This is a genomic window from Nonomuraea insulae, from assembly GCF_042656245.1.
On sequence record NZ_JBHSPA010000073.1, the window covers coordinates 85,645 to 102,602 of the forward strand.

General features: G+C 70.7%; 17 protein-coding genes. 5 read left to right on the top strand and 12 right to left on the bottom strand.

Annotated elements, in window-relative coordinates; translation table 11 throughout:
* Positions 1 to 238 precede the first annotated feature (238 nt).
* Both ACFPZ3_RS50195 and ACFPZ3_RS50200 read right to left on the bottom strand, forming a co-directional pair.
* Entirely contained in the window at positions 239 to 1,045 is an 807-nt protein-coding gene (locus ACFPZ3_RS50195; protein ID WP_379521527.1) for a serine/threonine-protein kinase, read from the bottom strand.
* 57 nt (positions 1,046 to 1,102) lie between these two features.
* Positions 1,103 to 2,347, bottom strand: coding sequence for an MFS transporter (locus ACFPZ3_RS50200; RefSeq protein ID WP_379521528.1), 1,245 nt, complete (start codon positions 2,345 to 2,347; stop codon positions 1,103 to 1,105).
* Between the two features lie 69 nt (positions 2,348 to 2,416).
* Here ACFPZ3_RS50200 and ACFPZ3_RS50205 point away from each other — a divergent pair, with 69 nt between their 5' ends.
* Positions 2,417 to 3,013 carry an ArsR/SmtB family transcription factor gene (locus ACFPZ3_RS50205; protein ID WP_379521529.1) on the top strand — a complete coding sequence of 199 codons (597 nt, stop codon included), beginning with the start codon at positions 2,417 to 2,419 and terminating at the stop codon, positions 3,011 to 3,013.
* Between the two features lie 443 nt (positions 3,014 to 3,456).
* On the opposite strand, the gene ACFPZ3_RS50210 is transcribed toward ACFPZ3_RS50205, so the two are convergent.
* The 5 genes from ACFPZ3_RS50210 to ACFPZ3_RS50230 all read right to left on the bottom strand — a co-directional run bounded on the left by ACFPZ3_RS50210 (position 3,457) and on the right by ACFPZ3_RS50230 (position 8,311).
* Positions 3,457 to 4,080 carry a DJ-1/PfpI family protein gene (locus tag ACFPZ3_RS50210; RefSeq protein WP_379521530.1) on the bottom strand — a complete coding sequence of 208 codons (624 nt, stop codon included), beginning with the start codon at positions 4,078 to 4,080 and terminating at the stop codon, positions 3,457 to 3,459.
* A 4-nt stretch (positions 4,081 to 4,084) separates the two neighbouring features.
* On the bottom strand, positions 4,085 to 5,047 hold the full coding sequence (locus ACFPZ3_RS50215) for a GlxA family transcriptional regulator (RefSeq protein WP_379521531.1): 963 nt from the start codon (positions 5,045 to 5,047) through the stop codon (positions 4,085 to 4,087).
* A 55-nt stretch (positions 5,048 to 5,102) separates the two neighbouring features.
* Positions 5,103 to 5,699, bottom strand: coding sequence for a hypothetical protein (locus ACFPZ3_RS50220; protein ID WP_379521532.1), 597 nt, complete (start codon positions 5,697 to 5,699; stop codon positions 5,103 to 5,105).
* A gap of 65 nt (positions 5,700 to 5,764) precedes the next feature.
* On the bottom strand, positions 5,765 to 7,390 hold the full coding sequence (pruA, locus tag ACFPZ3_RS50225; RefSeq protein WP_379521533.1) for an L-glutamate gamma-semialdehyde dehydrogenase: 1,626 nt from the start codon (positions 7,388 to 7,390) through the stop codon (positions 5,765 to 5,767).
* Positions 7,391 to 7,393: 3 nt separating this feature from the next.
* On the bottom strand, positions 7,394 to 8,311 hold the full coding sequence (locus ACFPZ3_RS50230) for a proline dehydrogenase family protein (RefSeq protein ID WP_379521534.1): 918 nt from the start codon (positions 8,309 to 8,311) through the stop codon (positions 7,394 to 7,396).
* Positions 8,312 to 8,387: 76 nt separating this feature from the next.
* Between ACFPZ3_RS50230 and ACFPZ3_RS50235 the strand changes: the two genes are divergently transcribed.
* Positions 8,388 to 9,446: a PucR family transcriptional regulator gene (locus tag ACFPZ3_RS50235; RefSeq protein WP_379521535.1), complete on the top strand. Its 1,059-nt coding sequence runs from the start codon at positions 8,388 to 8,390 to the stop codon at positions 9,444 to 9,446.
* Between the two features lie 68 nt (positions 9,447 to 9,514).
* On the opposite strand, the gene ACFPZ3_RS50240 is transcribed toward ACFPZ3_RS50235, so the two are convergent.
* The 4 genes from ACFPZ3_RS50240 to ACFPZ3_RS50255 all read right to left on the bottom strand — a co-directional run bounded on the left by ACFPZ3_RS50240 (position 9,515) and on the right by ACFPZ3_RS50255 (position 14,375).
* Entirely contained in the window at positions 9,515 to 10,372 is an 858-nt protein-coding gene (locus ACFPZ3_RS50240; RefSeq protein WP_379521536.1) for an alpha/beta fold hydrolase, read from the bottom strand.
* 65 nt (positions 10,373 to 10,437) lie between these two features.
* Positions 10,438 to 11,157 carry a glycoside hydrolase family 16 protein gene (locus ACFPZ3_RS50245; protein WP_379521537.1) on the bottom strand — a complete coding sequence of 240 codons (720 nt, stop codon included), beginning with the start codon at positions 11,155 to 11,157 and terminating at the stop codon, positions 10,438 to 10,440.
* Between the two features lie 176 nt (positions 11,158 to 11,333).
* On the bottom strand, positions 11,334 to 12,437 hold the full coding sequence (locus ACFPZ3_RS50250; RefSeq protein ID WP_379521538.1) for a glycosyltransferase: 1,104 nt from the start codon (positions 12,435 to 12,437) through the stop codon (positions 11,334 to 11,336).
* 105 nt (positions 12,438 to 12,542) lie between these two features.
* Positions 12,543 to 14,375, bottom strand: coding sequence for a SpoIIE family protein phosphatase (locus ACFPZ3_RS50255; RefSeq protein WP_379521539.1), 1,833 nt, complete (start codon positions 14,373 to 14,375; stop codon positions 12,543 to 12,545).
* 59 nt (positions 14,376 to 14,434) lie between these two features.
* Here ACFPZ3_RS50255 and ACFPZ3_RS50260 point away from each other — a divergent pair, with 59 nt between their 5' ends.
* Positions 14,435 to 15,154, top strand: coding sequence for an ANTAR domain-containing protein (locus tag ACFPZ3_RS50260; RefSeq protein WP_379521540.1), 720 nt, complete (start codon positions 14,435 to 14,437; stop codon positions 15,152 to 15,154).
* A 6-nt stretch (positions 15,155 to 15,160) separates the two neighbouring features.
* Here ACFPZ3_RS50260 and ACFPZ3_RS50265 read toward each other — a convergent pair whose 3' ends face one another.
* Positions 15,161 to 15,517, bottom strand: a complete 357-nt coding sequence (locus ACFPZ3_RS50265) for an STAS domain-containing protein (protein WP_379521731.1) — start codon at positions 15,515 to 15,517, stop codon at positions 15,161 to 15,163.
* A gap of 175 nt (positions 15,518 to 15,692) precedes the next feature.
* Between ACFPZ3_RS50265 and ACFPZ3_RS50270 the strand changes: the two genes are divergently transcribed.
* Positions 15,693 to 16,463, top strand: a complete 771-nt coding sequence (locus ACFPZ3_RS50270; RefSeq protein ID WP_379521541.1) for a SigB/SigF/SigG family RNA polymerase sigma factor — start codon at positions 15,693 to 15,695, stop codon at positions 16,461 to 16,463.
* A 16-nt stretch (positions 16,464 to 16,479) separates the two neighbouring features.
* Positions 16,480 to 16,893, top strand: a complete 414-nt coding sequence (locus ACFPZ3_RS50275; protein WP_379521542.1) for an ATP-binding protein — start codon at positions 16,480 to 16,482, stop codon at positions 16,891 to 16,893.
* Positions 16,894 to 16,958: the final 65 nt, after the last annotated feature.

Here is a 16,958-nt window from a genome sequence, read left to right on the forward strand (position 1 = left end):
ATGTGCGGTTCGCCCGGCGTCACGCGCGGTTCGCCCGGCGTCGTGCGGCCGCTCGGGCTCCAGTGCCGCGCCCGCTCGGGGCACGTGGCGCCGGTGCGGTGGGGTGTTGTGCGGCGCGAAGGGGTCGGTCGGTGGTGGGCGGCGCGAAGGGGCGGTGCTGAGCCGTTGGTGCAGGGTGGAGAGCGCGACAGGGGTCGACGCACCGTGGTCCGGCCATCCCGCCGTTAGGAGGGGAAGGTCAGATGGCTGCCTGGTAGGCGCTGGCGCGCATGCCCGCGAGTAAGCCCGCCGTCTGTTCGGGCGTGAAGCGCCGCACGGGGTCGTGGTGCAGGAGGCCTTCGATGAGGGGCCGCATCACCCCGGCCCGCCGCGGCGGTGGGTAGGGGCCGCTGCGGGCCATGCCCAGCACCGTGGCCGCGTCCTGCCCCGGGTAGGGCGGCTGGCCTTCGATGGCGCTGTAGAGGGTGGCTCCGAAGGACCACATGTCGGCCTCTTTGCTGGCCGGCCCCCCGTGCAGCCGTTCGGGGGCCATGAACGCCGGGGTGCCGCGCAGCCGCCGGGAGGTGGTCATGCGGATGTCGCCCTCGGCGGTCGCTATGCCGAAGTCGGTCAGCACCACCCGGTCGCCGGTCAGCATGACGTTGGCGGGCTTGACGTCCCTGTGCAGGACGCCGGCCTGGTGGGCGGTGCGCAGGGCCGCGAGCAGGTGCTGCCCGATGGCCGCCACCGACTGCGCGGGCAGCGTGCCCACCTGGGAGAGCAACTGGTGCAATGAGAGCCCGTCGAGGTACTCCATCACGATCCAGAGCTTGCCACCCTCCTCGATCAGGTCATGCACCGTGACGATGTTGGGATGCGTCAGCCCGGCAGCCATCCTGGCCTCACGCAGCACCCGGCGGCGCACCATCTCGGCCTCTCCGGCCAAGGTCAGCTCCTTAAGCGCCACCGTACGGTGGAGGAGCTGATCGAACGCCCGCCAGACGACTCCCATACCCCCACGACCGGCCTCCTCATTCAGGAGGTACCGTCCGCCGATCTCCCGCATACCATCCCCTCAAAGCTCGGGGATAATCATGTCACCTCAGCACAGGCTGTAGGGTGCCTAACGTGATCTGGATATGTCGGAAAGTGTAGGTTTGCAGGTCAGAGGCCCAGAAATTTGATCTGACAAAGCGCGCCACACGAGTCCGACTGCTGCCAAACATACTCCCGTTGCGCCCACCAGCACGGCTCCAAGCCCCGCGAACTCGGCCACGACGCCTCCCAGGGCCGCCCCGAGCGGCATCCCGCCCATCCCGACGAGCCGGTATGCCGAATTGACCCTCCCGAGCAGTTCCGCCGGGATCAGCCGCTGCCGGGTCGAGATGACCAGCACGTTCCCCGCCGCGCCCACCAGCCCCCACAACACGGCGGTGGGATAGAGCGTCCAGGCGGACGGCACGATCACCGGCACCAGGAGCAGCAGGCTGCTGATCAGCCAGTTTCCCACCAGCGTCCTGAACTCCCCGAACATCGCCGCGGCCCGCCCCGCCAGCAGCGACCCGAAGACCGCGCCGACGGCGAAGGCCGTGGTCATCAGCCCGTACTCGCCCGGCCCCAGCCCCATCGCCGACCCGTCCCCGACCACCCACAGCACGAAGACGGCGAAGTAGGCGGCGTTGGCCAGGTTGAGCAGCCCGGCCGTGATGGCCAGGGCCCGCAGGACCCGGTGCGACCACAGGTAACGCAGCGCCTCGGCGATGTCCGCGCGTATCGGCCTCTTGGCGGCGGCTCGCAGCCGGTACGTGCCGCGCATGCCCAGCAGGAGCAGCCCGGCGACCCCGTACAGGAGGGCGGGGGCGCCGAAGAGCACGGCGGGCAGCGACACGACGAGCAGGCCGGCCACCGGCGCGCCGACGAAGTCGTTGCCGATCATCTGGGCGGTGGAGACGCGGCCGTTCGCCCTGGTCAGATCGTCCTGGGAGACGGCCATGGGGAGGATGGACTGCGCCGAGAGGTCGGCGAAGACCTCGCTCACGCCGGCCAGGAGCACGGCGGCCAGCAGGAGCCACAGGTTCAGCAGCCCGAGGGCCGCCAGGGTCGTGGCGGCGGTGAGGATGACGGCGCGGGCGAGGTTGGCGCGCACCATGACGCGGCGCCGGTCGGCCCGGTCGGCGATCGCGCCCGCGTGCAGCGCCAGCGCCAGCCACGGCAGCGTGGCCGCCGCTCCCACCAGGGACACCAGGGTGGGGGAGCGGGTCAACGACACGGCCAGCAGCGGCGCCCCGACCTTCAGCACGCCGTCGGCGAGATTGGACGACGCGGTGGAGGACCACAGGAACCAGAAAGATCGCCCAAGACGTACCATGCCCGACTCCGACTAGTGTGTAAGGGAAAGTGTGCATAAGTTTCTTTGCAAAGATAGGCTTGCACAGCGATGCAGATCAAGAGCTTTTCCGCCCGTACGCTCGACGCGAACGCCCTGAAGTCGTTCGCTCACCCGCTGCGACTGCGTATCTACGAACTCCTGGACGAGCACGGCCCCTCCACCGCCACCGGGCTCGCCGGGCTGCTCGGCCAGAACACCGGGGCGACCAGCTACCACCTGAGGGAGCTGGCCAAGCACGGCATGATCGAGGTGGTGCGGGGGATGGGGCGCGGCAAGGAGAAGTACTGGCGCGTGGTGCCCGGCGGCTTCTCCTACGGCGAGCCGCCCGCCGCCGACGACGACGCCGAGACGGCCGGCGCGATGGAGTACCTGCTCGACGATCTGGTACGCCGCCGCGGCGCCGAACTGGCCCGCTGGCGCCAGGAGTCCGCCGAGGCCCCGGAGGAGTGGGTGGAGGTGAGCACGTACGGGCGGCGGTCGCTCAGGCTCACGCCCGAGGAGACGGCGCGGATGCGGGATGAGGTGTTCGAGGTGCTGGAACGCTATCGGGCGGCGTCGGACGGCAGGCAGGATCCGCCCGAGTCCGCCGGGCACGTGGTCGTCCACTTCGACGTCCTGCCGCTGGGCGCCGGCCGCCGGGACTGAGGGCCCGGGTACCCGTGGCGATCACAACCTAGGGATTTCCCTAGGTCCCGCCCTGAAGCCAGGGGTTCACGCCACCCCATAGCCTCCTTCAGCAACCTCCGGCCGTTTCACCAGCAACCCCCTCCACCGGCCAAGGAGACAGAGCATGGCACGCAGCACCGGCGCGGGCGGCGGACGGACCGTGGATTCGGGACCCGTACCGCTCCCGGCCCCCTGGAACGCTCCAAGGGCGGGCCGAGGACGCTCCGATGGGCGGCCGGCGGGGGCTCGCCCAGGGGTGCTGCGAGCCGGGATGCTGGGCGCGGCGCCGCCGTCGGAGCGGGCAATGGTTCGGCGGCGCCGCGGCCCTTACCCGGACAGTGACCTCCTGGCCCTCCGGACATAGGGCCAGGAAGGGGCAGCCCCTCGTCCCGGGCTGGAGGGACGAGGGGCTGTTCGGTATCTCAGCTGATCAGGCCGAGGGCGCGCGCGGCCATGCCCTCGGGGGCCGTCTTCGGGGAGCCGCAGGAGAACGGCGGCCGCGGGTCGTACTCGATCGCGAGCTGCACGCTCTGCGCCGTCTCCACGTCGGTCGCCTGCGCCAGCAACGTCAGCGCCATGTCGATCCCCGCCGACACCCCGGCCGCCGTCACGATCTTCCCCTCGCCGACCACCCGCTCGCTCACGGCCTCGGCCCCGTAGCGGGTCAGGAACTCGAGTATGGCCCAGTGGGTCGTGACCTTGACCCCCTGCAGCAGCCCGGCCGCGCCGAGCAGCAGCGAGCCGCTGCACACCGAGGTCGTCCAGCGGGTGTGCTCGTGCGCCTGCCTGATCCAGCCGACCAGGGCCTCGTCCTCCAGGACGTCCAGGGTGCCGGGGCCGCCGGGCACCACGATCACGTCCGGCGCCGGCACGTCGGCGTACGAGGCCGTGGCCATCAGCGTGAGCGTGCCCTGGTCGTCGGTGACCGGCCCGGCCTCGGCCGCGGCGAACGTGACCGTCCAGCCCGGCGCGAACGCCAGCACCGTGTACGGGCCCACCGCGTCGAGCGCCGTGAACCGGGGATAGAGCGGGATGACGACGTTCATGTGCTTACCTCTCCTTCGACTGGAACCTGCGCCGGTGGTCGCCCGGCGAGACCCGCCAGTGCCGCCGGAAGACCCGGTAGAGCGTCTCCGGGCGGCCGAGCCCCGACTCCCTGGCCACCGCGTCCAGCGGCAGGCCGGTCACCTCCAGGAGCCGCCTGGCGGTGTCGGCCCGGCTGCGTTCGACGTACCGGCCGGGGGACAGGCCGGTCTGCTCGGTGAAGACGCGTGAGAAGTGGCGCTCGCTCATCCGGGCGCGCGCGGCGAGCGCGGGCACGCTGAGGTCGGCGGCCGGGTTCGCGTCGATGTAGGCCTGCAACTCCCTGAGCGGCTCGCTGCGCGGCGTCATGGCCCGCATCGGAGTGCTGAACTGGCTCTGCCCTCCCGGCCTGTGCAGATAGACCACGAGGCCGCGGGCGACGGTCCTGGCGAGCGCGTGGCCGTGGTCCCTGGCCACCAGCGCCAGCGCCAGGTCCACGCCCGACAACACGCCCGCGGAGGTCCAGACGTCGCCGTCCTCGATGTAGAGGGGGTCGGCGTCGACCTCGACGCGGTCGTAGCGGCTCTTGAGCTCACCCGCCACCAGCCAGTGCGTGGTGACCCGCCGGTGGTCCAGCAGCCCGGCCTCGGCCAGCAGGAACGCCCCGTTGCACACGGACGCCACCCGCCGCGCCCCCGCGGCCAGCCGGGCGATGCCCGCGATCAGCTCACGGTCGGCCACCTGCTCGGGCACCGACAACCCGCCGGCCACCAGCAACGTGTCGACCGGCCCTGCGGCCTCGCCCAGCGAGGAGGCCGTGACCGTGACCCCGTTCCCGGCCGTCACGGCCCCGGGATTCACGGCGATCAGCTCGACCCGGTAACCGTCCGTGGGCCGCAGCAGTGCCGCCGTCCCGAACACGTCGGCCGGTCCGGCCATGTCGAGGAGCTGGAAACCGGGGAATACGACGATCAGAACCCGTCGTTGCATGCCTTCCATGCTGGTCGCGGGCCCGTCATGGCGTCAACGACGCACTTATTGCACTTTAGGCCACGGACGGCCCGTCCAGGATGATCGCGGTGGCCTCGTCCGCGTCCAGCCAGTCGCCTTCGAGCCGCAGCCCGGCCGACTCCTCGATGAAGGCGAGCGCCGCGGCGCGCCTGCCCTGGAAGTCCTCGGGGCCGAGGCCGTCGAGCATGCCGCGGAAGCCGGCCAGGACGCTCGGATCGCCGTCCTCGCTCCGGAACTCGGTGAAGACGAAGTCGCGCGTCCACGCTCGGATCCGGCCGTCGGCGGCGTACAGCAGCGTCCAGCCGCCGTTGAAGTGCCAGCTCGTCATCCACAGCCGGGCCCCCTCGCTGAGCTCCGCGAGGGCGTCGTCCGGCAGGACGAAGCCGTGGCCGAACTCGAACAGGCCCCAGGCTCCCGCGTCCTCGAAGAGGAAGAACAGTGGTCGGTCCTCCAGTGAGGGCGCCTCCCTGGGATGCCGCACGACACGGTGCTCGGGATCGCGGCCGCCGTTCAGCCGCCACAAGAGGTCGTCGACCGTGAGCTCCTCGTCCAGAGGCCGCACGACGATCCAGCGGAGCCGGTCCTCCAGCCACCCGTACCGCTGGAAGAGGGCGCGGTAATGATCGATCACCCGGCGCACGATACGCCGAGAGCCCCCGGGGCAGGCCGGGGGCTCTCGCCGAAGATGGGCGGAAATCAGCCCATGTGCGGGTAACGGTGGTCGGTGGCGGGCACGAACGTCTCCTTGATCGCGCGGGCGCTCACCCAGCGGGTCAGGTTGAAGATCGAGCCGGCCTTGTCGTTGGTGCCCGAGGCGCGGGCGCCGCCGAACGGCTGCTGGCCCACGACGGCGCCCGTCGGCTTGTCGTTGACGTAGAAGTTGCCCGCCGCGAAGCGCAGCCGCTCGGAGGCGGCGGCGATCGCGTAGCGGTCCTGGGCGATGACGGAGCCGGTCAGCGCGTAGGGGGCGATGCCCTCCATCTGGTCGAGCACCGTGTCGTAGTCGCGGTCCTCGAAGACGTGCACGCCGAGGATCGGCCCGAAGTACTCCTTGACGAAGATCTCGTCGGCCGGGTCGGCGCACTCCAGGATCGTCGGCTTGACGAAGTAGCCGGTGGAGTCGTCGTAGGAGCCGGTGAGCACGTCGATGTTCGAGGCCGCCCGCGCCCGGTCGATCGCCTCCTTGTGCTTGGCGAACGCCCGGCCGTCGATGACCGCCCCCATGAACGTCGACAGGTCCGCCGCGACGTCGCCCACGGTCAGCGACTCGGCGGTGGCGACGAAGTCGTCACGCATGCGGTTCCAGACCGAGCGCGGCACGTACGCCCGCGAGGCGGCCGAGCACTTCTGCCCCTGATACTCGAACGCGCCCCTGATCAGCGCCGTCGAGAGCACCGCCGGGTCGGCGGAGGGGTGGGCGAGCACGAAGTCCTTGCCGCCGGTCTCCCCGACGATGCGCGGGTAGCCGTGGTAGGCGGAGATGTTCGTGCCGATCGTGCGCCACAGGTGCTGGAACGTCGCGGTCGAGCCGGTGAAGTGGATGCCGGCCAGCGCCGGGTGGGCGAGCGCGACCTCCGAGACGGCCTGCCCGTTGCCGGTGACCAGGTTGATCACGCCGGGCGGCAGCCCGGCCGCCTCCAGCAGCCGCATCGTGAGGTGCGCGGCGAGCTGCTGGGTGGGCGAAGGCTTCCAGACAACGACATTTCCCATCAGGGCCGCCGAAGTCGGCAAATTTCCGGAAATGGCGGTGAAGTTGAACGGCGTGATCGCGAGCACGAAACCCTCGAGCGGCCGGTACTCCATCCTGTTCCACACACCGGGCGACGAGATCGGCTGGTCGGCGTAGAGCTGACGCGCGTAGGCCACGTTGAACCGCAGGAAGTCGATCAGCTCGCAGGCCGCGTCGATCTCCGCCTGCTGCGCCGACTTCGACTGCCCCAGCACGGTCGCCGCGTTCAGCGTCTGGCGCCACGGGCCCGCCAGCAGGTCCGCCGCCTTCAGGAAGATCGCCGCCCGCTCGTCGAATGACAGCGCCCGCCAGAGCGGCGCCGCCTGGAGCGCGGCGTCGACGGCGTCCCGCACGTCCTGGGCCGTGGCGTCGTTGGCACGGCCCAGGACGGAGGCATGGTTGTGCGGCTGCACGACGTCGATGGGGGCGCCGCCGCCCAGACGCTGCTCGCCGCCGATGGTCATGGTCAGGTCAAGGGACGACCCGGCCAGTTCCTTGATGCGGTCCTCCAGCGCGGCCCGCTCGGCGCTGCCGGGCGCGTAACCGTAGATGCGCTCGTTAGCGGGCACGGGGACGTTGCTGATGGCATCCATTTTTCACTTACCCCCAAGGGCACGAAGGAAGAAGGTGACGTTGGCGGGGCGCTCCGCCAGCCGGCGCATGAAGTAGCCGTACCAGTCGTCGCCGTAGGGCACATAGACGCGAACCGTGTGACCGGCCCCGGCCAGGGCCTCCTGCCGGTCGGTCCTGATTCCGTAGAGCATCTGGAACTCGTGGTCGCCGATCGCCCGTCCGAACCGGTCGGCGAGCAGCTCCGTGATCGCGATCATGCGGTCGTCGTGCGTCGCCACCATGGGGTAGCCCTTGCCCGCCATGAGGATCCGCAGGCATCGCGCGTACGCCTTGTCCACGGCGGTCCTGCCCTGGTGCGCGACGGTGGCGGGCTCGCGGTAGGCGCCCTTGACCAGGCGTACCCGTGAGCCCTCCGAGGACAGGTCGCGGCAGTCCTGCTCACTGCGGAACAGGTACGCCTGGATCGCCACCCCCGTCGCGGGATAGTCCTCGCGCAGCTTGCGCAGGATCGTCAGCGTGGAGTCGACGGTGGTGTGGTCCTCCATGTCGAGCGTCACGGTCGAGCCGTTGGCCGCGGCGGCGGCGCAGATCTCGCGGGCGTGCTCCAGAGCCATAGAGTCGTCGAGCCGCTGCCCGACGGCCGACAACTTCACCGACACCTCGCCCCTGGGCCCGAGGCCGAGCGGCCTGATCGCCTGGAGCAGCGTGATGTAGGCGTCGGCGGTCGCCTCCGCGGCCCGCCCGTCGAGCGTCTCCTCGCCGAGATGGTCGACGGTCACGGCGAGCTTGGCGTCGCGCAGCCGTTCGATCGCGTCGCGGGCCTCCTCGACGCTCTCGCCCGCGACGAACCGCTTCACGACCTTCTTGGTGGGCGGGAAGCCCGCCACGGTACGGCGTACGACACCGCTCCTTGAAGCGGCGAGCAGCAGTTGACCCAGCATGCTCATAGTGTAGAAACAGCAGCTCAGAGGGGGCCATCGACGCGCGTAACGCGTGGTGTGGCAGGCTGTCGTACAAATGCACAACTCGGCAGACCTACAAGAGATCGTCGACGAGATCGCCGCCCGGCTGGGGGCGTCCGCGACGCTGGAGGACCGCTCGTTCCGGTTGCTGGCCTACGGCGCTCAGCACGGTGACATCGACACGGTCCGTCAGGAGTCCATCCTGCGCCGGCGCGCCACGGGGGAGGTGCGCGACTATTTCGAACGCTACGGCATCGCCCGCGCCGGCGGCCCGGTCAGGATCCCCGCCGACGCCGAGCTCAAGGTCCTGGCCAGAGTCTGCTGGCCGCTGCGCCACGCCGATGTCACCTACGGCTACCTGTGGCTGCTCGACTCGGGCGAACTGACCGACGACACCCTCCGCGCCGCCGCGCCGCTCGTCGCCAGGGCCGCCGCCGCGCTCGCCCAGGAGGCCAGGAGCAGGCAGGACGTCGGCCGCGGCCTGCGCGCCCTGCTCTCGCCCGACCCCGAGGAACGCGCCGGCGCCCAGATCGAGGTGCCGGGCCCGGTCACGGCCATCGCCGTGCGCGAGTCGCAGGAACGCGTGGCCGCCCTCTGGACGCTCCCGCGCGGCGTCCTGGCCCGCCCCGGCTCACCGGTCGCCCTGCTCGCCGCCGCCCACCTGGCCGGCGAGGCGGCGCGAACGGTGCAGAGCGCGTACGGCACCGCCGCCGGCATCGGCGCCCCCAGGGACGACCCGGCCGAGGCCTGGCTGAGCTGGCGCGAGGCCCGCCAGGCGCTGCGCATCGCCGAGCACTTCCCCCGCCACGCCCCCATCGCCCGCTGGGAGGACCTGGGCGTGCACCGCCTGCTGGCCCGCCTGAGCCAGGCGGACCTGCGCGAGCTGGCGGCCGAGACGGCGGCGCTGAACCCCGAGCTGGCCCAGACCGTCGAGATCTACCTCGACCGCGGCGGCCACGTCCAGAAGACGGCCGCCGAGCTCGGCATCCACCGCCAGACGCTCTACTACCGGCTGGGCAAGGCCGAACGCCTCACCCACCGCGACCTGTCGGACGGCGACGACCGCCTGGCCGTGCACCTGGGGCTCAAGGCGGCCAGACTGGTGCCGTCCTAGGCCGGCCAGGACCTGACGCAACGTGCTAGGCGTCCAGGACCCGGCACAACATGACGGTGGTGCTCGTCCTAGGCGTCCAGGACCTGGCGCAAGGTGACGGCGAAGGCCTCCGGCTCGCCTGCCATCCCGAACGTGGCGTCGAGGAAACCGCCGTGGTGGCTAGGGAAGATGACCGGCTCGGCACCGAGCCGCGCGGCGATCGCCTCGCCCGAGCGGCGCGCCATCTGCCCTTCCGACTCGGCCCCGACGGCGATCACGACGCGGGCCGAGGCCGCGCGCAGCGCCTCGAAGTCGTGCTCGTAATGGGTGCAGGTGATGAGGTTCTGCGCGAACATCACGTCATTCCTCGACCCGTCGTCCGCGGGGAGCCCGGGCACCTCCTGCACGGGCCGGTCGGCGAAGTCGGCGGGAATCTCGCCTTGATGCGCGGTGACCGCGATGAACTTCGCCATCGCCGCCCCGAACCCGTCGCGGTCGTAGGTGCGGCGAATGTCCTGCACGGCGGCCAGCGCCGCCTCCCGGTCGGGCAGGGTCTGGGCGGCGGGCGGCTCGTGGGCGACCAGCGTGCGCACCAGCCCGGGATGCCGCGCCACCAGCGCCAGCCCGTTGACGGCGCCCCCGCTGCTGGCGAAGACGTCGACGGGCCCGCCGCCGAGGGCGTCGATCAGCCGCCGCAGGTCGTCGGCGTGCAGGTCGGGCGTGGACTCGGCGAGCCCGTCGCTCCGCTCGCTCCTGCCCGTGCCGCGCGGGTCGTAGGTCACCACCGTGCGGTCACCGAAATGCCCGGCCAGGACGGTGAAGCCGCTGGCGTCCATCGGCGAACCGATCAGCAGCAGGATCGGCTCGCCGCTCGCCGCGGCCTCCCGCACGTCGTAGGCGAGGGTGGCGCCGGGCACCTCAAGGGTGTGGGTCTTGGACTCGGTCATTGGCTGACTCCTTCTCGATGGCCGCCAATGTAGACCTCAGGACCGACACAAACTCATCGGCTCAGCTACCTGGCCTTGTAGACCTTCACCCAGTCCACGTACATCGAGACCGTGTCAGGCGTGGCGGAGTCGCGGCAGCGCGGCTCGCAGACCACGTCGTTCTGCAGCGCCAGCCCCATCTTCCGCCCAGAAGGCACGTACGAGCCCCGATAGTCCCAGAGCCGCTTCCCGTCCAGCCAGAACGTCAGCCGCCCCGGCAGCCAGTCCACCGCCATCGTGTGCCACCGGGTGAAGTCGGCCCGGAGCTGACGCTGGGCGCGGCCGTGACCGCCGTGGACGAAGATGCCGCCACCCCGCCGCTTCGGGTCCACGATCTCGGCGAAGTCGACCTCGGAATAGTCGGAGTCCTCACCCTGCGAGGTCGGCCACAACAGGGCCACCGGGGTGTACCCGGCGCCCGCCTCCGCCTTGAACCTGACCTCCCACCGGCCGTACTCCTGCGCCAGCTTCGTCGCCACACCCCCCGACAGGTCCTTGCCGCCGTACATACCGCCCTTGAGGCGCAGCACGCCGCCGGAGACCGAGGACGCCTTTCCTGTGCGGGGGTTGTGTCCGGCCTGGGGCGAGTGGTAGATCATCCATTTGTTCGTGTTGATCGAGGAGCCGTTGAAGTTCTCCACGAGGACGGGGGCTCCCCAGCTCTGGGTCTGCGCGTGCGCGGTCTGGGGAAGGACGGCGACGCCGGCGAGCGCCACCGCCGCCACGATCGTGCTGCGTTTGGACATGCGGACCATCGAAGCAAAGATTTCACTCTGATAACACCCCATCTGTCACTTTGGGCGCACCGAGCAACGTACGGGTCAAAGCCTCACGGCCGCGGCTCACCGTGGTCAGGATGCCGATCGTGTGGAAATGGTGCCGGCAGGTGGCTGATGCCACCTGCCGGAGTGTGGGAGACAGGTCAGGCGCAGGCCGCCTCGTAGACCCGTACGAGCTCCTGGCTCACCCGCTCCCATGAGTAGCGCGAGCGGGCCCGGTCGGCGCCCGCGTAGCCCAGCGCGGTGCGCAGGGTCGGGTCGTACAGCAGCTCGCGGGCCAGCCGCGCGGTACGCGCGGGCCGGTCCGGCGGCACCAGCAGCCCGGTGACGCCGTCGATGATGGAGTCGAGGTGCGCGCCGACGGACGAGGCGATCACCGGCACGCCGCAGGCCATGGCCTCCAGCGCGACGATCCCCGTCCCGGCCTCGCGCGGCACCGACACCACTGCGTCCGCGCTGCGCATCAGCTTGGGCACCGCCGCCCGCTTCACCTGGCCGAGCAGCGTCACGCGGTCGGCCACGTCGAGCTGCTCCGCCAGCGCGCGCAGGCGGCGCGCGTCCCTGTCGCCGTCCAGGTCCTCGGGCTCCGGCCCGCCGGCGATGACGAGTTCGACGTCGCCGAGCCCCTGCAGGGCCCGCACGATGGTGTGTGCGCCCCGGTCGATCGTGAGCGGCCCCACGTGCAGGAGACGCTTGCGGGTGCCGCGGGTGGCGATCGCGCCGCGGCGCTGGAAACGTTCGGTGTCCACGCCATACGGGACGACCGCGATGTTCCCGCGCGGCACGCCCAGCCTGATGAGCGCCGACTCCTCGTCGCCCGACCCGGCGATGACCGCGTTGGCCCGGCGGCCGAGCGCCCGCTCCAGCTGCATGTGCGTGGCGTCGATCAGGTGGAACGTCTGCGTGACCGGTACGCCGAGCCCCTTGGCCGCCGCCACGGCGACGAGTCCGCCGGTCCACGAGTGGGCGTGGATCACGTCGGGCCGGTCCTGGCTCCACCGCGTCATCAGGTGGTCGCCGACCTCGTTCAGGTACGGGACCACGTCGTCACTGGTGAGCTCGCAGGCCGGGCCCACCTCGATGTGCTCCAGCGTGACTCCCGGGGCCACCCGCGTCTTGGGCTTGCCCTCGGCGTTGTCACGGCGGGAGTAGATGGTGACGTGGTGCTCGCGCCCCAGCTCACGTGCGACGGAAAGGATGCGGTGGCGCTGGTTACCGTTGGCGGAAGCGACGATCGCGATATTCATGGCACACCTCAGCGTGGAAAGCCTTCAGGTGTGCCTGCGTCTTAGGCACGTCGTTCTATGATTCCGACAATACCCAGGTTCACGCCGATCGCAAACCCCCGCAGATCAGACACCACGGAGCGCGAACACCACGATCTCGTCCCACACCACGCCGCCCGAGAACGCGTGCCTGTCCGCCTCCACCGCCTTGACCACGGTCGAGGGCGCCTGACCCGCGCACCGGCTGAGCACGTCGGCCAGCCGCTCCTCGCCGTACGGCTCGCCCCGCTCGTCCCTGGAGGAGACCAGGCCCTCCGAATAGAGCAACAGCGTCTCGCCCTGGGCGACCGTCAGCCGCTCCACCCCGGTCTCCGCCTCGGGGGAGATGCCCAGCGGCACCCCGCCGCCCGCGGCGAAGCGCACCCGCCCGTCGGGCTGCAACAGCGCGGCGGGATGGTGCCCGGCCGACGACAGATGGATCTCGCGGCCCTTCACGAACCCCGCCACGGCCATCACGAACATGCCGGTCCCCTGCGTGACCAGGGCCTCGTTGACCTTGCGCATCACCAGGTCGGGGTCGGAATCCCAGGCGCTGAGCACCCGCAGCCCGCCGCGTACCATGGCGCTGACCGAGGCCGCCTCCTCGCCCTTGCCCGCCGCCCCGCCCAGCGCGAACCCCCACCCGCCCGAGACGGGGAAGACGTCGTAGAACTCGGCGCCCACCGACGCACCCGGATGGTAGACGGCGGCCGCCTCGTAGCCGGGCACGTCGGGCAGGTTGCGCGGGGCGACGCTGGCCGACAGCGCGTCCGCCGCCCTGGAGCGGATCTGGAAGCTGGTCTGAGCGCGTACGGCGAGGCCGATCTGCAGCCCCACCTCCTGCATGATCGCGAGGTCGGCCAGCGAGAACGGCGGCCTGTCGTGCGTGCGCACCAGCGTCAGCACGCCGTCGGAGCGGCCGATGGGCACGCACACCATCGAGCCCGCGCCCATCGTCGTCAGCACCGGCCCGTCGGCGCAGAACCCGAGCAGCGTCTCGTCGTCCAGCATCTCCTGCACCACGCCGGAGCCGCGCTCCAGCACCTGCACCACGACCTGGCTGCCGGCCGGATCGGCGGCCTCCACCTGCCGTACGAGCTCACCCAGCGGATGGTTCTTCGGCGCCATGACGACCGAGCGGCGCGGCACGCCGTCACGCACCACGTCGGCGATCACCCAGTCGGCCCACTCGGCCGCCAGCAGCCGCGTCGCCCGCTGCAGCGCCACGGGCCGCAGCAGCGCCTCCTCGTCGAGCAGCAACCTGGCCATCCTGACCAGCAGGTCCTGCCGCTTGGCCGTCTCCAGCAGCAGCGCGCCGTCGGTCTGCTCGGGCCGCCGCGCGCCCGGCTCGGGCAACTGCACCTCGGTCGGCAGCGCGACCGCCGCCACCATCTGCTGCGGCTCGCCCGGCATCGTCAGCCTGGTCAACGCGAGTTGCACAGTGTGCGTGCGCCCTTGGTGCGCCAGCCGCGTCTCGAACGCCGACGGTTGCCCGGTCTGCAGGACCGACGTCAGATGCGAACGGAACGCCGCCCGCCGCGACACGTCCACCAGCAGCGGAAACGACCGTCCCACGAGGTAGCCGTCGGGGCTGCCGAGCACCCGGGAGGTCTCGGGGTTGATCCGCCTGACCACGCCGCCGCCGTCGAGCACGATGACGGGCACGGGAAAGGCCCGGAACACCTGCCGCAGCAGCTTCAGCTCCCGCTGCGCCCCGTCCTTCTTGCCCCCCGCCCGCTTGGGGACCTTGCGCAGCTCCTCGCGCGCCTCAGCCAGCAGTTCGGCGGCGGTGTCGAGCTCGGCGAGCGCCGCGTCGAGCGTCGGCGCCAGGTCGGCGGGATAGGCGGCCCTCGCTTCACGTAGCGACGAGACGCGCCCGGTCAGCGCGTCCAGCGCGTGTTCGAGGTCCGGCATGGTCATGGTCTGAACGCTACGCCACTCGGGATAATGCTAGCCATAAGGGGTAGAGCCTTGTTGCTATGGAATCGACCGCGATGATCACTCCCGGACTTGCCCGCGACCTCGCGACCCTCGGACGGCTGGGAGAGGGCACCTCGACAGAGAGCGTGCTCCGCGGCCTGACCACGGCACTGACGGCCGGCGTACCCGGCTGCTCGGGCTCCTCAGCAGAGCACTGGCGCGACCACCGGGTCCTCGTCTCCGGCTCGCACAGCGAGCTCATCATGCTCGTCGAGGGCGAACGCGAACTCGGCGAGGGCCCGTCCATCGAGGCCAGGCAGAGCGGCGGCCGCGCGACCATCACAGACGTGCTCAAAGAGACCCGCTGGCCCCGCTACGAAGCCCTGGCCACCCGCTGGGGCGTGCGCTCCGTGCTGGCCGTGCCCATCGAGGCGCCGCCGGCCCTGCTGGTCGTCGGGCTCTACTCGGTACGGCCAGGGGCCTTCTCGCCCCAGGGCGCCCACTCCCTCGCCGGCATGCTGACCGAGCAGGTCGGGGTGGCCATGGCGAACATGTGGGAGTTCGAGGAAGTACGCACCGACGCCGCGCAACTCCAGGAGGCCCTGGCCGGACGCTCCCTGATCGACCAGGCCAAGGGCATCATCATGCAGACCAGCGGATGCACCGCCGAGGCCGCCTTCGAAGAGCTGCGCAGGATCTCCCAGCACCACCAGGTCAAGGTCGCCGACCTGGCCAGGCTTCTGGTGGAGGAGCACCAGCGCAAGTCCTCGAAGCGCTGACCCGCCCTATTTGATGGCGGCCAGCGCGTCGTCCAGCGTGTCGTAGAGCGGCAGGCGCTGCGCCAGCCCGGTGATCCACATCACCTTGGACTTGGAGTATTCGACCCCGATCAGCGCGAACTTGCCGCCCGCTGCCAGGCTCGTCTGCCAGTGATGCACGATGAGCCCCAGCGCCCGTGAATCCATGAACGTCACCCCGGCCAGGTCAAGGATCAGATCAGTGCCCGTCATCGTCAGGCAGTCGGCGAACTGATCGCGGGTCGTGGCGTCGAGCACGCCATCGACCCTGACCACGGTGATCTCGTCCACGGTCGACGACGTCAGGCGGAGGGCCGCCAATGGCTCCTCGCCGTTCTCGGGCATTGTCACGGGGCAACCCTACTGTCACCGCGCGATCCAGGAATACTTCCGGCCGTATGGGGGACACTGGAGGCGAAGTCCAGCAGAGGGCTTCGGTCTCGAGAGTTAGAGCGAGGCGTGCCTCTGCATGGGCTTTTTCCTGTGATGAGGCCGCCTGCGATCCATATGAGGAGCAGCGATGGCTGTGCAGGAATACATCCTCGAGGAGATGACCGCGGAAGAACTTCTGGCCGAGATGGTCAGGGAAGCCACGCCCGACAGCCACAGGGAGCGCCTGCGCGAGCGCATCGTCGAGATGCACAGGCCGCTCGCCATGGAGATCGCCCGGCGCTACCGCTACCGCGGCGAACCGTTGGAGGATCTCCTCCAGGCCGCATATGTTGGCCTGATGAAGGCCGTCAACGGCTTCGACCCGACCCTGGGCCACGCGTTCAGGGGGTACGCGGTCGTGACCATGACCGGCGAGGTCAAGCGGCACTTCCGCGACCGCACCTGGGCCATCAGGGTGCCCCGTCTCTACCAGGAACGCCGCTCCGAGCTCAACCGGCTGGTGGCCGACCTCAGCCAGGATCTCGGCAGGTCGCCGACCGTGGCGGAGCTGGCCGCGAAGATGAACATCACCGAAGAGGACGTGCTGCTCACGCTCGACGCCTCGGCCGCGTACAGCACGCTGTCGCTCGACGCGCCGCTCGGCACCGACGACGACGCCGCCTCACTCGGAGACGTCATCCCGGAGGACGACGACACGCTGAGCAACATGGTCGACAGGGAAGCCGTCAAGCCGCTCATCGACGCGCTGCCCTCCCGCGAGAAGCACATCCTGCTGCTGCGCTTCTTCGGCAACATGACGCAGGCCGAGATCGCGGCCGAGTTCGGCATCTCCCAGATGCATGTTTCACGCATACTTCGCAAGGTTCTCGACCAGCTGCGCACCGAGCTGGTCGGCTGACAAGGGCGGTCGCCGGGTGAACGAGGACGTCGAGCCCCAGTCGGGCTACACGAGTCCGCCACCCGGCGTGCCCGTGAAAGAGCGCCGCTTCCGGCTGCCGGATCTACCTCAGGTCCGTCAGTTCGCCGAGGACGAAGCCGGCGCTCTCGGCATGCCGGAAGAGGCCATCGGCGATTTCGTCATCGCCGTCAACGAGGTCGCGACCAACGCCGTCACCCACGGGGCCGGACGGGCCACCATCCGCACATGGGCGGTCAACGGGGACCTCGTCGTCGAGGTGCACGACGAGGGGGCGTGGAAGCCGGGCCCCATGCCAGGCTCCGTGGGCGGCATGGGGCTGTGGGTGGCCCGCCTGCTCTCCTCCGACCTGACCCTGCGCGTGGGCAGCGGCGGCAGCACGGTGATCATGCGCTTCCCCGGCAAGGAGTGACAACCCGGCGAAGCATGACAATTCGGCAGGGAATGACAATTCGGCAAGGAACGGCAAGAGGCCGC

Bases quoted from the DNA above. Each gene is read 5' to 3' on its own strand.
- ACFPZ3_RS50195 (WP_379521527.1), bottom strand. From the start codon at position 1,045: ATGCGGGAGATCGGCGGACGGTACCTCCTGAATGAGGAGGCCGGTCGT.
- ACFPZ3_RS50200 (WP_379521528.1), bottom strand. From the start codon at position 2,347: ATGGTACGTCTTGGGCGATCTTTCTGGTTCCTGTGGTCCTCCACCGCG.
- ACFPZ3_RS50205 (WP_379521529.1), top strand. From the start codon at position 2,417: ATGCAGATCAAGAGCTTTTCCGCCCGTACGCTCGACGCGAACGCCCTG.
- ACFPZ3_RS50210 (WP_379521530.1), bottom strand. From the start codon at position 4,080: ATGAACGTCGTCATCCCGCTCTATCCCCGGTTCACGGCGCTCGACGCG.
- ACFPZ3_RS50215 (WP_379521531.1), bottom strand. From the start codon at position 5,047: ATGCAACGACGGGTTCTGATCGTCGTATTCCCCGGTTTCCAGCTCCTC.
- pruA (WP_379521533.1), bottom strand. From the start codon at position 7,390: ATGGATGCCATCAGCAACGTCCCCGTGCCCGCTAACGAGCGCATCTAC.
- ACFPZ3_RS50230 (WP_379521534.1), bottom strand. From the start codon at position 8,311: ATGCTGGGTCAACTGCTGCTCGCCGCTTCAAGGAGCGGTGTCGTACGC.
- ACFPZ3_RS50235 (WP_379521535.1), top strand. From the start codon at position 8,388: ATGCACAACTCGGCAGACCTACAAGAGATCGTCGACGAGATCGCCGCC.
- ACFPZ3_RS50240 (WP_379521536.1), bottom strand. From the start codon at position 10,372: ATGACCGAGTCCAAGACCCACACCCTTGAGGTGCCCGGCGCCACCCTC.
- ACFPZ3_RS50245 (WP_379521537.1), bottom strand. From the start codon at position 11,157: ATGTCCAAACGCAGCACGATCGTGGCGGCGGTGGCGCTCGCCGGCGTC.
- ACFPZ3_RS50250 (WP_379521538.1), bottom strand. From the start codon at position 12,437: ATGAATATCGCGATCGTCGCTTCCGCCAACGGTAACCAGCGCCACCGC.
- ACFPZ3_RS50255 (WP_379521539.1), bottom strand. From the start codon at position 14,375: ATGACCATGCCGGACCTCGAACACGCGCTGGACGCGCTGACCGGGCGC.
- ACFPZ3_RS50260 (WP_379521540.1), top strand. From the start codon at position 14,435: ATGGAATCGACCGCGATGATCACTCCCGGACTTGCCCGCGACCTCGCG.
- ACFPZ3_RS50265 (WP_379521731.1), bottom strand. From the start codon at position 15,517: ATGCCCGAGAACGGCGAGGAGCCATTGGCGGCCCTCCGCCTGACGTCG.
- ACFPZ3_RS50270 (WP_379521541.1), top strand. From the start codon at position 15,693: ATGGCTGTGCAGGAATACATCCTCGAGGAGATGACCGCGGAAGAACTT.